The following is a 13,013-nucleotide window of genomic DNA, read 5'->3' as shown; positions in this document are numbered from 1 at the left end:
TTGAGAATAGGTACGCCTAATCCGTTTTAGGTTACTTACTGACTTTGATATGAATTACTTAAAGGAGATAGGAATGTCAAAACCTGATGTTAAAGGTAAAGTGGTGGTTGTTGCTGGCGGTGGCAAAAATTTAGGTGGCTTGATCAGCCAAGAGTTTGCTAAAGAGGGTGCAAAAATTGTTGCACACTATCATAGTGACTCTTCGAAAGCGGAAGCTGAGGCGACTGTTGATGCGATTCTAGCGGCAGGAGGTGAGGCGGTGACGTTTCAAGGTGATTTGTCTAAGGCTGATAATGTAACGGCGCTTTTTGATTTTGCTAAGTCTACTTATGGTGGTATCGATATAGCTGTAAATACAGTTGGCAAGGTCCTAAGAAAGCCAATAGTTGAAACATCTGAAGCGGATTATGATTCGATGTTTGATGTTAACTCAAAAACAGCGTATTTCTTTATAAAAGAAGCGGGTAAGCAGTTAAATAACAACGGCAAAATCATCACAATAGTCACCTCTTTACTCGCCGCATTTACAGATGGGTATTCAACATATGCTGGCGGTAAGGCACCTGTTGAGCACTTTACCCGAGCTGCTGCAAAAGAGTTCTCTGGTCGTGGGATTTCGGTTACAGGTATTGGTCCTGGTCCAATGGATACGCCTTTCTTTTATGGTGAAGAAACGCCAGAGCGTGTGGTATTTCACAAATCACAAGCAATGGGAAACCAATTAACACAAATTGAAGATATCGTACCGATCGTTAAATTTTTAGCGACTGATGGTTGGTGGATCACTGGGCAAACTATTTTTGCTAACGGCGGCTATACAACACGCTAATTGATTAGGTGTGCCGTCAACCTCGGCATACCTATTTTTTTGAATTCAATGCTCTTATCACTTCTATTTTGTAAATACTTATCCTTTGAACCAACGAAACCTTAAATATATGAAGTGCTTATTGCACGTAATATAAACACCTTATATGCTTTGAAGGATGTCATTTCACAAAGGGGCCTTGGATGAGTGATTTTATAATTTTTAGTATCGATGTATTTGCCAGCTTGTTTATTTTTGCACTCGGTATAGGTTTGCTGGTGATTGTGTGCTTTTACATTAGTGATGTGACGCAATCTAAACAGGCGATTCGCCGTAATTACCCGGTGATCGGTCGCTTTCGTTATTTTTTTGAACGCCAAGGTGAATTCTTCCGACAATACTTTTTTGCCATGGATAGGGAAGAGCTACCATTTAATCGTGCTGAGCGAAGCTGGGTGTATCGTGCTGCGAAAAATGTTGACCGTACTACGGCCTTTGGTTCAACCCAAAGCCTTGAAGCAACGGGCACTGTGATGTTTATGAACTGTGCGTTTCCGACTTTAGATGAAGATGCACTTGATCCAAGCGAAGTCACGTTAGGGCCTTATTGCCAAGCTCCTTATACAACAAACTCGTTATTTAATATTTCAGGTATGAGCTTTGGCGCATTATCTAAGCCCGCTGTTCGCGCATTATCGCGAGGGGCAAAATTAGCCGGCTGTTGGATGAATACCGGCGAAGGAGGGCTCAGCCCTTACCACCTTGAAGGTGGCGCTGATATTGTGTTTCAGATTGGCACGGCAAAATATGGTGTACGAGATGAGCACGGTAAATTAAGCACCGAAAAACTCAAAGCGATTGCTGAGCACGAACAAGTTAAAATGTTCGAAATTAAAATGAGTCAAGGTGCTAAACCCGGTAAAGGGGGTATGTTACCAGGGCGCAAAGTGACTGCTGAAATTGCAAAAATTCGGGGTATTCCCGAAGGGCATGACTCGATTAGTCCAAATGGTCATCCAGAAATTAAATGCCCAGCAGATTTACTCGATATGATTGAAACGGTACGCAGTACCACAGGTAAACCAACCGGTTTTAAAGCGGTGATTGGTGAATATACTTGGCTCGAAACCTTGTTCAGCGAAATAAATAACCGTGGTATTGAATCTGCCCCTGATTTTATCACTATTGATAGTGCCGACGGTGGAACGGGCGCTGCCCCTCAACCCTTAATGGATTCAGTTGGTTTACCGCTGCGCGAGAGCCTGCCTTTGGTTGTTGATCTGCTAAAAAAACATGGTCTCAGAGAGCGTGTGAAGGTGATTGCATCGGGTAAGCTAATCGTACCGTCAAAAGTGGCTTGGGCACTCGCACTGGGTGCTGATTTTATTGTGTCGGCGCGTGGTCATATGTTTTCGCTAGGTTGTATTCAGGCTCTACAATGTAATAAAGATACCTGCCCGACCGGTATTACGACTCATAATGAACGCTTACAGCGGGGCCTAGATGTGACCGATAAGGCACAACGTGTCGCCAATTATAATAAGTTTATTCATTATGGTGCAGGGCTGATTGCTCATTCATGTGGTGTATCAAGTGCCCGCGAGTTAGCTCGCCAGCATGTGCGAGTGGTACAAGAAAATGGTTTATCAGAGCCGCTCGATAAAATGTATGAGCACTACAATAAATAATCTAGTTGAGTTGAATAATTAAAAGGCGCATTGAGCGCCTTTTTACTTTTTGACTATCAGTTTAATAAACTGATTAACAACGAAAAGAACTCGTCTTTATTGTTACAGCTTGTGGCATTGAGCATCAGTTGCTCGCCGAGTACGAGCGTTTGCTGTTGTACTGCTAAACGAGCTTGTGCATCTTCAATACCGTCTATATCTGCAACATGGGCTAAACCAATAGTACGGCGAATAAGTTCAGCGCCACAGTAGCCAATCGCATCACGCAATACGTGTTGTAAGTAATCTTCGCTAAAGGCGCGGTTTGCAAAGCTAATATCAGTTGCTTCGCTGCTTGCTAGGTTCAGCCAATGTTGCTCAAATTGGCTATAACAGTCTTGTAAGCAAGTTAATAAATGGGTTTGATACTGGCGGCGTTTTGCTTGCTCTGTAATACGGGCGTTTTGGGCACAGTAATTTAGTAGCAAGTTACCCATAAATGAGCCGATATCGAAACCAACAGGGCCAAAAAAGCCGAACTCTGGGTCGATCATTTTAGTGGTTTTGCTATCAACAAAAATGCTGCCACTGTGCATATCGCCATGCAATAAAGTTTGCGGGCACGATAAGAATTTCGCTTTTAATTTAGCTGCGGCTAGTTTTAAAGCATCATTATTACGAATACTTTCGACGTGCTCAGTAAGCTCTGCAGGGAAATTATTGCGCTCATGCTCAATGTACGGATCAGTGAAAAATAAGTCTTCTGTGATCTTACATAAATCAGGGTTAATAAATTGACTGACTTTGGCTTTTTTATCTTCAGCAGATAAGTAAAAGTCTGAGTTATAAAAGCCTGTTCGGCTTAAGTAGAGCGCAACATGGCTGGCCAATAAGGGAAATTGCTCTGCGTTGATTTGTGCGCCACGTAAAATTTGTAACTCACCTAAATCTTCTAACACGGTTAATGCCAGCTCGACATTGTGATGTAATATCGCCACGGTATGCTCTGGACATAACTTACCATGATTAATCAATACTTCGGCTTCGATTCTGGCGCGGTCTAACGATAATGGCCATGACTCACCTACGCAGCGGGCATAAGGGAGTGCTTGCTTTAGAATTACACTGTTGTTGTGCTGATCAGCAACCCGAAAAACTAAGTTTAAGTTTCCATCTCCAAACTCGTATGCAGTCAGTGTTGCATCAGCAGGGAAGACTGAAATTAGTTCGCTTTTAACAAGTTCTTTAATGTAATCAACAGCATGCTCTGCATTAAAGGCAGTGTATTTAGCCATGGCTCTATCTCGTAATACAATTAACTTTGAGCATTCTATACCTGTAACCGTTTAGATGTCCATACATCTAGCTTGTTAGTTATCAAAACTGATGTAAAATAACTATTCACATAAATTAGTTATTCATTAGTTATTCGGATTCAGTATGCAAGATCTCATCGCCAGCAGTATTAAATATCAGCAAGGTACGCTAACCGTGCTTGATCAGTATTTGTTGCCACATCAACAGCATTGGCATGTATGTAACGATGTTGAAACGATGAAAGATTTGATTCTGACTTTGAAAATCCGGGGAGCGCCTTTAATCGGCTTAGGTGCTAGCTTATTGGTTGCACACCTAGCCGAGCAGGGCATGAGTCAATCAGCACTTGCGGTTGCTATAGATGAACTAGAAGCAACACGCCCAACCGCCGTTAACCTTATGCACTGCATGGCCAAGTTACGCGTAGCGCTTGTAGAGACTGATTATGTTGCAGCTGTTGTCTCTACTGCTGAGCAGTTATTTAAAGAAGATATTGCCCTTTGCGATAGCATGGCAGAACGTGGTGCTGCCTTGGTTGATAAAGGTGATAACATTTTAACGCACTGTAATACCGGTGCGTTAGCGACTGCGGGTGTCGGTACTGCATTAGGGGTTATTCATAAAGCGCAGCAACGCCACGGTGATATTCATGTTTGGGTTGATGAAACGAGACCGCTACTGCAAGGCGGCCGCTTAACGGCTTTTGAGCTTGAGCGCTGGCAAATTCCTTATACCTTGATTTGCGATAACATGGCGGCGAGTTTAATGGCTGCGGGCAAAGTAGATAAAATCTTTGTAGGTGCAGACCGTATTGCTGCAAACGGTGACTTTGCTAATAAGGTAGGTACATATAACCTTGCTGTGTTAGCGCATTTCCATAACATTCCATTTTATGTCGTTGCGCCACTTACGACACTTGATACACAAACGGCGTGTGGTGCGAATATCGAAATTGAGCAACGCAGCCCTAATGAAGTGCGCGGTGTTAGTGGCAGTTTTGGCGAAGCAATATGGGCACCAACTAACGCGAAGGTTTATAACCCGGCATTTGATGTTACACCGGCTAGCCTAGTCACAGGCTGGGTGCTCGATAGCGGCGTTTATAACCAATCTGATATCGAGCAAGGTATTCTAAAGCAATTAAAATAGAAAATTACTCAGCACTTTTTTTAGTGTAGAGCTCAATGCTATTTTGACTATTTGCGGTTAGTAACGAAATCGCCAGCTTGTCATTACTCGCATTGATATGCGTTATATAGTGTAAGGGCCGCATTTTCATTGCTAGATCAACATTTTGTATGTTTGCCAAGTCAATACTATAAATTTCATTATTTGTGGCAATATATAAGCTGTGATGGTTGCTTGTCATAGTGATAATTGAAGGCTTTAGCTCGATTAGTTTGTCAGGAGTTATCAGCTCACTATAAGTATTGCTGTCACTATCTAAAAGCAAATATTTTCCGTATTTAGAATGGACGATTAGCTGATTATCATCATACCAAGCAATTGCCAATGGGGTGTCGATGGTGCTTTTGACAACCTGATCGCTGTTGGTGTGCAAAATCATTAGTTGGTTTTGCTGGTTACTAAGCTCGGTAAAGATTACTGCAATTTTATTACCTCTGACTGCTGCTAGTTTGCTGTTTCCTGGTAGTGTCCAGTGTTTAACTTCTGAAAAGTCATTGGCATTTAATAAGCTTAGCTTTTGATTGCTTTTATTAAAACTCACCAGCTGACTGCTGTCGTTATTTGCAGAAATAATGGTGGTATCTTCACCAATTTTGTCGGTTATATCTATATATTGGTTGTTTTTTCTGAGCCAGTGCTGTCGTTTATAGTATTCAAGATCAGCGAAGTAGACATCATTATTCGGTAGTGCGACAACATCATCCTCATGCTTATTAGCTGTGGCAATATAGCTCATTTGTTTTGATTTTATGTCAAATATAGCCGCATCACTGTCGTGTAAATCAGTGCTGATCAGTACACTTTGTTTATTAAGAGGGTAAGCGTAATTTGCTCGTTTTACTGGGGCTTTAATGGCTTGTCCCCGACTCATGGTATCAAATGAAAATGATTCAATAGTTAATTTACCGCGGTTATACCAAACAAGCGAGTTAGTTTGTTTATCATAAGTTGCAGCCCAAGCTCGGTATTCGTTGGTGGTTAAAAGTTTGAGTGAGCTACCGTCTAAATTCGCTATATAAATTTCTGCTTGGCCAACATTGTGGCGTTCAAAAATAACACGGTTGGGGTTTTTAAGTGTTGTTAAAATATAATCGCCAGTGCCAGTAATATTAGGTGATGTAATGCGAATTTCTTCACCGGTCTTTAAGTCTTGCGCATACAGAGCAGATAGGTGAGTTAAGCCACGGTAATTATTACGTCTTGTAATTGCCGTATTACCAATTTCAATGTACTGATCTGGTGTGATATTTAATATAGATTGATTTGTAACTGGCTTTAGTAATACTTCATTTGATAGCAAATTGCTTGCTTGCCAAGCACTACAATCATTGAAGTCACTGTTTTCACATGAACTATAAAATAGCCGCTCGCCATCTTCAGACCAGCCCTGTAAAAAGACAGCGCCAGATGTAATTGAGTACTCTTTTTTTGTTGTTAAGTCGACAACATAAATATGTTGATTGTCATTTTGCAGCACATAGGCAAGCTGCGTTTTGTCGTGATTTAGCAATAATTGATAGTGAGTGCCCTTATGCCATGAAATCGTTTCGGCTTGCAGGTCTAAAAATGGCGCTTCGTTTTGTGCTTCATCATTTACTTTAGGTTGCTGTAAGAACAACCAAATAGCCGCAATCAATAAACCAAGCGCTAAGGCCGCAAAAGGCCATGGCCAGCGTGAAGAATGCGCTTTTTGCTCGTTAAGGGAAGTTGTATTAACTGGAGTTTCAGCTTCTTTATGTTCTGTGTTTTTATCTTCTGTTATTTGTGGGTCTGAAATGGGGGTGGGCTCAAGAGGCTTAACTTTAATAAATAGGCTATAACCTTTGCGGTAATGGGTTTTAATAGTTTGCCCGGGCTGCTTTTCTGATTTGAGAGTTTTTCTTAGTTCAGAGATGGCACGGTTAATAGCATTGTCATCAACAAAACTTTGTTGCCAAATATTCTCAACCAGCTCTTGGCGAGTGATAATGCGATCATTATGCTCAATAAAGAAACACAGCAATTTAAACAATAAAGGTTCTAGTTCACGCTTATGAGTGCCATCGCTGATGGTTTGCTGCTGAGTGTTAAATTGCCACTCACCCACATAAATAACGGTATCGCGTAAGGGTGAAAATGCCGACCCCATGTTTAGTCCTTTAACTAAAAAATATTAATTTTGATAGGGAAGATAATAACAGCTTTTGTTCTTGATTTGGGTCTTTTTGTTTTATATTTGTAAATTAAAGGCTGTTTTTTGCAACATATAGCCAAGCTTGGTTGTTACATTGGAATGTTTCTGCGATTCGTTGATAATCATCTACTTCGTAAGCATCAGCCTGATTGAGCTCACGTTTAGTGATTAAATAAATAGTGCCATTAACAATATCACTTTGTTTGCCTGTTTTGATTAACGCCGGGTGAAAACGTTGACCACTACTTTTTAGCACGGCTTCGTCGGTGATCTCGACTTCACCAATGACATACCCAGTTAGCGTAGCAGGTTGACCTTCGAGCAAACGCCCAAAGGTATCAAGCTGAACCTGCGGGTACTGTAATGTACCGTAAGAAAATAGCTTTTCCATGTTAGTCCAGCAGCGGGAAGTTGGTAGCAATAGTTGACTCAGTGCTTTTAGCGACCCAACCTTCGGTATTATTGAATAAGCGAATTGCTGTGAATTCAGGGTCGCTGCCCATATCAAACCAATGTGGTGTGAGTTCTGGTACTGAAATTAGGTCGCCTTGTTGACACAGCACTTGATACACTTTATCGCCTAGGTGTAAGCAGAATAAGCCTTGGCCTTTCACAAAAAAACGAACTTCATCTTCGCTATGTGTATGCTCAAACAAGAACTTACTGCGTAGTTCGCTGGCATTTGGATTACCCTTAGCAAGCGAAATAACATCCACTGTTTGATAGCCCCCTTCAGCTTTTAAGCGCTCTATATCTTTAGCATAAGCAGTTAAAATTGCGTCATGACTGGTCTCTTGGTCAATCTGTGCTGTTGCTTGCCACTGCTCAAAGCGAACGCCAACGGTATTTAGTTCATTGGCAATCGCGCTTAAGTCTTCACTATGAAACAGTATGTTGTTTGCGTTGTTATCATTAAAAATAGTTAATTGGCTCATGCTAAAAGCTCCGCACTAAATGCTGTGAAATCGTTAATGTATGGGTGAGCGTCGCTTACTGCTTGTCCATCGCGAACAAGGTGTAAAGTGCCAAGGCCTGCAGCTTTGGCAGCATCAAGCTCTGCCACCACATCGCTTAAAAACAATACTTCGGCAGCGTCAAATGGCAGCTCGGCAATAATATTTTCATAAGAGCTCTGCTGTTGTTTTGCGCCAACTTTAGTGTCGAAGTAATCACTAAATAAAGGTCTAACATCACCATAATCAGAAAACTCAAAAATCAGGTGCTGCGCTTTCACAGAGCCCGAAGAGTAGACATATAAACTTTTACCAGCTTGTTTTTGGGCTTGTAAAAAGTCATAAGCATCTGGGTAAAGGTGGCCAGTAAAGTCACCATTTTCGTAGCCTGTTTGCCAAATTAACCCTTGTAACTGCTTAAGTGGGGTAATTTTTTGATCAGTTTCAATCCAATGAATTAAATGTTTAATGACCGTGTCGATATCGGCTTCGGGTTGTTCAATATGTGCTTTAACGGCCTCAATTTGGGCTGCAACTTCCGGGTCTGTTTGATGTGACTTTACAAACTCAGGTAATTGCCCTGCCGCGTAAGGAAATAATACGTCTTTAACAAATGAGATGCGGGTAATAGTGCCTTCAATATCAGTTAAAATTGCTTTGATCATGGCTGAACTCCAGCTTGAATACCTTCTAGTTTTAGGCGCTCAAGCTCACAGCTAAATAGAAACTCTAATCCTTCTAAATGGCGAAGTACTTCTTTGATATCTCGACCAACGACATATAAACCATGGCCACGAATTAATACAGCATGCTCAATAGGCGTGTGAAGGTTATGATCACTGACTAGTAAGCTTAAACGGTCAATGTCTTGGTCATTATCAAAAATAGGAATAGTTAAGGTATCTAAGTGCGATTTGACACCGCTTAAAGATTTTTGCATTTCGTAGCCATGCAAATTGATAGCGTGGCCTTTGATCACGCGAGATAACACAGTTGCCGCAACAGAATGAGTGTGCAAAACAAATTTAGCTGATGGGATCAGCTTATACATATTTAAATGTAGCTCAGTCTCAGCCGATGGATTGCCAGAGCCTTTAGTACGATTACCTTCATGATCAAATTCAATAAATGCATGAGTGCCGAGTTGACCTTTATCGAAACCACTTGCTGTGACGACATAACCGCTTGCAGTGCGGGCTGAAAAGTTACCACCAGTAGCAGGGACCCAGCCACGTTGGCTTACCCATTTACCAGCTTCAATTAGTTCTGAAATAGCGGTATTGTTATGCATATATTCCTCGACATTCTAAAAGTTATTTAGACGGCTATACATCTGTTTTAAGCAATGATAGCATCGCTTCGGGCGCAAAACCATCTTTAAGGAACCTCTGTGTTTGAAAGTAAATTGCCGAATTTAGGCACCAGTATTTTTAGTCAAATGACCGCTCTAGCAAATAAGCACCAAGCGCTTAATTTATCTCAGGGTTTTCCTGAATTTGATGCACCAGAATTACTAAAAAAACAGCTAAATCATTATGTACTTGAGGGAGTAAACCAATATGCGCCTTCAAGTGGGGTTGCAAAGCTACAACAGCAAATAGCGGCTTTGATTGCTAGAAAATACCATAACAACATAAATTACGAGCAACAAGTTACCGTCACCTCTGGGGCAACAGAGGCATTATTCGTAGCAATTCAAGCGCTTGTTAAAGAGGGTGATGAAGTTGTGGTATTTGACCCCGCGTATGACTCGTATCAACCGGCAATTGAACTTGCCGGCGGTCGCTCAGTTCACGTTGCCTTACATGCGCCAGACTACAAAATCGATTGGCAAGCCGTAGCCGATGTTATTACAGAAAAAACACGTGTCATCATCATCAACACGCCACATAACCCAAGCGGTAAAATCTTTAAAACAGAAGATATTAACGCCCTTAAAGAGCTTGTTGCTGAGCATGATTTATATGTGATCAGTGATGAAGTGTATGAGCACATTACCTTTGACGGTGCTTTGCATTTAAGTGCGCTGACCGACTCTGAGTTATTTGCTCGTAGTTTTGTGATTTCAAGTTTTGGTAAAACCTTTCACAGTACTGGCTGGAAGATGGGTTACTGTGTAGCACCCACTCAGCTGATGGTGGAGTTTCGTAAAATTCACCAATATGTGACCTTTTCAAGTTTTACGCCTGCCCAGCATGCATTAGCCGATATGCTTGAGTTAGAGCCTGAGCATGTTGATGAGCTAAGTTGTTTTTATCAACAAAAACGCGACTTGCTCAGCGAAGCACTAGCGCAAAGCCGTTTTAAAATATTACCAAGTGAAGGCACCTATTTTTTGCTACTCGATTACAGTGATGTGTCTGATCTTGATGATGTTGAGTTTTGCCAATGGTTGGTTGAACAAGCGGGTGTTGCAGCTGTACCACTCAGTGTGTTTTATAACAGTGCAAGCAGCGACAAAGTGATTCGTTTATGTTTTGCTAAAAATGATGACACATTAAAATGTGCCGCGGAGATTTTATGCCAACTTTAACCTTAGCTTTAGTGCAGTCATCACTGCATTGGCTTGATAAAAGCGCTAACCTTGCGCACTTTACTGAGCAGCTTAACAGTTTAAACGAGCAAGTTGATTTAATTGTCTTGCCAGAAACATTTGCCACGGGTTTTGCGATTAATCTAGATTGCAGCGAACCAGAACAAGGCGAGGTACTTAGCTGGTTAAAAGCCACAGCTAAGCAAAAAAATACTGTGGTTGCAGGCTCTGTTTTAGTTGCAAAAGGCGACAAAAAGGCTAATCGCTTTTATTGGGTTTGGCCAAATGGCGAAGTGAAGTATTACGACAAACGCCATTTATTCTGTTTAGGTAACGAAGGCAATTTCGTCGCAGCAGGCGAGCATCGCGAGATATTCGCTATCAATGATTTTCGCATTTTGCCGCAAGTGTGTTACGACTTACGCTTTCCTGTATTTCAGCGTAATTGCAACGACTACGATGTGATGATCAACGTAGCTAATTGGCCAGCAGCTCGTCGCCATGTCTGGGATACCCTGCTAAAAGCACGCGCAATGGAAAACCTGTGTTATGTCGTGGGTGTCAATCGCATTGGTGCTGATGGTAATAATGTTGCCCACAGTGGTGGTACTGCCGTTTATGATTTTAAAGGTGACACCTTGGCTAAGCTCGAAGATGGCCAATCGGGTATCATTATTCAGCGCTTAGAAAAATCACCGCTTGATGACTTTCGAAAAGCGTTTCCTGCTCACTTAGATGCTGATCAATTTCAGTTACTGTAATTGCTCGAAGCCGCATACTCAAAAATTTGTTAAACTCATGGTTGGATTATTTACTTTAAGCAATCATGAGTCACAAAATCACCCCCGTTATTCTTGCTGGTGGCATAGGTTCTCGTTTATGGCCTTTGTCGCGTAAAGCGATGCCTAAGCAGTTTTTGTCTTTGCTTAGCGAAAAATCACTGTTACAGAGCACGCTTTTACGAGTGGCTGACTCACAATTTAATGCGCCAATTCTAGTGTGCAATGAAGAGCATCGCTTTATCGCTAAAGCGCAAATTGCAGAAATCACAGATAGCTATACTTTATTGCTTGAACCTGAAGGTAAAAATACAGCCCCCGCGATTGCCCTAGCCGCTGAATTTGCATTGCAAAATGGTCTAACCGATCCCTTACTAGTCATGCCTGCTGATCACCATATCAGTGATTTTGATAAACTTATTGCCTGCTTCGATAATGCGATATCGCTTTGTCAGCAACAACAATTAGTAACCTTTGCCATTACTCCGACTGAGCCACATACCGGCTATGGTTATATTCGCCAAGGTGAACAGTTGGCTCATAAAGGCTGTTTTAAGGTGGCTGAGTTCAAAGAAAAACCAGCTCTGCAATTAGCCGAAAAATACCTTGCCAGTGGTGAGTATGGCTGGAATAGCGGCATGTTTTTATTTTTACCAGCTGTGTACTTGAGTGAGCTTAATCGTTTTGCGCCAAAGATTGCTGACAGTGTCGCAAAAGCGGCTAGCTTCACCGCAGATTTAGGGTTTCAACGGCCTGTTGCGGGTGCGCTCACAGCATGCCCAAGTGATTCTATTGATTATGCTATTTTGGAGCGTAGCGCTAACGTTGCTGTTATACCTGTTGACTTAAATTGGAGCGATGTTGGCAGCTTTTCTGCATTATCGAAAATCGCAGAAAAAGACCATCATGGCAACTATTTAGCCTCACAAGGAGTGAGTTTAGATAGCGAAAATAATCTACTGATCAGCGAGGCTGACCACACTATTGCGGCGCTCGGCGTAAGTAATCAAGCAATTATACATACTCATGATGCCACCTTAGTGGCAGACAAAAGTGCACTCGATAAGCTCCCAGATTTACTTAAACAGCTCGCTGTTGTCGATAGCGATAAACTAACCCACCATCAAGCCGTATTCAGACCTTGGGGCAACTATCGAACTTTAATTGAAAGCACTGGCTTTAAAGTAAAGAAAATAATCGTAAACAGCGGCGCAAAGCTTTCAACTCAACGCCATCAGCACCGTGCAGAACATTGGGTCGTCGTATCTGGAGTGGCAAGCGTGCGAGTAGGTGATGATGAATTTGAATTATCCGCCGACCAATCTTGTTACATCGCGGCTAAGCAGCTACACAGCCTTGCTAATCAGCAATACACGCCACTAATCGTTATCGAAGTACAAACCGGAGCGATACTTGATGAAACTGACATCGAGCGATTTGATGATAGGTATGGGAGGGGATAGCTGGAAGCTTTAAGCTTATCGAAAAGGAGGCTTTTTAACAGAGCTTATGTAAATTCTGTTGTCATTGGTTAAATTTTTACCACCATTTTCTGATGAACTATTTCACTCATCTGACACTCTTAAAAATAAAAA

Annotated in this window: 12 protein-coding genes; 6 read left to right on the top strand and 6 right to left on the bottom strand. The window is 41.8% G+C overall.

Going from position 1 to position 13,013, the window contains the following annotated elements:
* The first annotated feature begins 73 nt into the window (after positions 1-73).
* A complete protein-coding gene (locus NO991_RS14445; RefSeq protein ID WP_054552351.1) occupies positions 74-829 on the top strand; it encodes an SDR family oxidoreductase in 756 nt (251 codons plus the stop codon).
* Positions 830-1,011: 182 nt separating this feature from the next.
* On the top strand, positions 1,012-2,496 hold the full coding sequence (locus tag NO991_RS14440; RefSeq protein ID WP_055020563.1) for an FMN-binding glutamate synthase family protein: 1,485 nt from the start codon (positions 1,012-1,014) through the stop codon (positions 2,494-2,496).
* Positions 2,497-2,552: 56 nt separating this feature from the next.
* On the opposite strand, the gene mtnK is transcribed toward NO991_RS14440, so the two are convergent.
* Positions 2,553-3,770: an S-methyl-5-thioribose kinase gene (mtnK, locus tag NO991_RS14435; protein ID WP_235372557.1), complete on the bottom strand. Its 1,218-nt coding sequence runs from the start codon at positions 3,768-3,770 to the stop codon at positions 2,553-2,555.
* Between the two features lie 145 nt (positions 3,771-3,915).
* Here mtnK and mtnA point away from each other — a divergent pair, with 145 nt between their 5' ends.
* On the top strand, positions 3,916-4,941 hold the full coding sequence (mtnA, locus tag NO991_RS14430; RefSeq protein WP_300417295.1) for an S-methyl-5-thioribose-1-phosphate isomerase: 1,026 nt from the start codon (positions 3,916-3,918) through the stop codon (positions 4,939-4,941).
* Between the two features lie 4 nt (positions 4,942-4,945).
* Here mtnA and NO991_RS14425 read toward each other — a convergent pair whose 3' ends face one another.
* The 5 genes from NO991_RS14425 to NO991_RS14405 all read right to left on the bottom strand — a co-directional run bounded on the left by NO991_RS14425 (position 4,946) and on the right by NO991_RS14405 (position 9,397).
* A complete protein-coding gene (locus NO991_RS14425; RefSeq protein ID WP_300361959.1) occupies positions 4,946-7,108 on the bottom strand; it encodes a winged helix-turn-helix domain-containing protein in 2,163 nt (720 codons plus the stop codon).
* 94 nt (positions 7,109-7,202) lie between these two features.
* Complete coding sequence (locus NO991_RS14420; RefSeq protein WP_054552356.1) at positions 7,203-7,544, bottom strand: gamma-glutamylcyclotransferase family protein; 342 nt, start codon at positions 7,542-7,544, stop codon at positions 7,203-7,205.
* 1 nt (position 7,545) lies between these two features.
* On the bottom strand, positions 7,546-8,088 hold the full coding sequence (locus NO991_RS14415; protein ID WP_300360803.1) for an acireductone dioxygenase: 543 nt from the start codon (positions 8,086-8,088) through the stop codon (positions 7,546-7,548).
* Positions 8,085-8,771, bottom strand: coding sequence for an acireductone synthase (mtnC, locus tag NO991_RS14410; RefSeq protein ID WP_300360806.1), 687 nt, complete (start codon positions 8,769-8,771; stop codon positions 8,085-8,087). Before mtnC ends, NO991_RS14415 begins: the two co-directional genes overlap by 4 nt.
* Positions 8,768-9,397 carry a methylthioribulose 1-phosphate dehydratase gene (locus NO991_RS14405; protein WP_371352141.1) on the bottom strand — a complete coding sequence of 210 codons (630 nt, stop codon included), beginning with the start codon at positions 9,395-9,397 and terminating at the stop codon, positions 8,768-8,770. The genes mtnC and NO991_RS14405 overlap by 4 nt, the downstream gene beginning before the upstream one ends.
* 99 nt (positions 9,398-9,496) lie before the next feature.
* Here NO991_RS14405 and NO991_RS14400 point away from each other — a divergent pair, with 99 nt between their 5' ends.
* From NO991_RS14400 to NO991_RS14390, 3 genes are all read left to right on the top strand, one after another.
* The gene (locus tag NO991_RS14400; RefSeq protein ID WP_371352140.1) at positions 9,497-10,639 is read left to right on the top strand and encodes a methionine aminotransferase; all 1,143 of its coding nucleotides are present in this window, start codon (positions 9,497-9,499) and stop codon (positions 10,637-10,639) included.
* On the top strand, positions 10,627-11,400 hold the full coding sequence (locus NO991_RS14395) for an amidohydrolase (protein ID WP_300360814.1): 774 nt from the start codon (positions 10,627-10,629) through the stop codon (positions 11,398-11,400). The genes NO991_RS14400 and NO991_RS14395 overlap by 13 nt, the downstream gene beginning before the upstream one ends.
* Positions 11,401-11,465: 65 nt before the next feature.
* Entirely contained in the window at positions 11,466-12,881 is a 1,416-nt protein-coding gene (locus NO991_RS14390) for a mannose-1-phosphate guanylyltransferase/mannose-6-phosphate isomerase (RefSeq protein WP_300542507.1), read from the top strand.
* Positions 12,882-13,013 lie beyond the last annotated feature (132 nt).

The sequence above is a fragment of the Pseudoalteromonas sp. DY56-GL22 genome (genome assembly GCF_041414715.1).
Taxonomy (GTDB): domain Bacteria; phylum Pseudomonadota; class Gammaproteobacteria; order Enterobacterales; family Alteromonadaceae; genus Pseudoalteromonas; species Pseudoalteromonas simplex.
The sequence above is the reverse complement of the archived record's forward strand: the minus strand, read 5'-3'. Positions and strand labels throughout refer to the sequence as shown.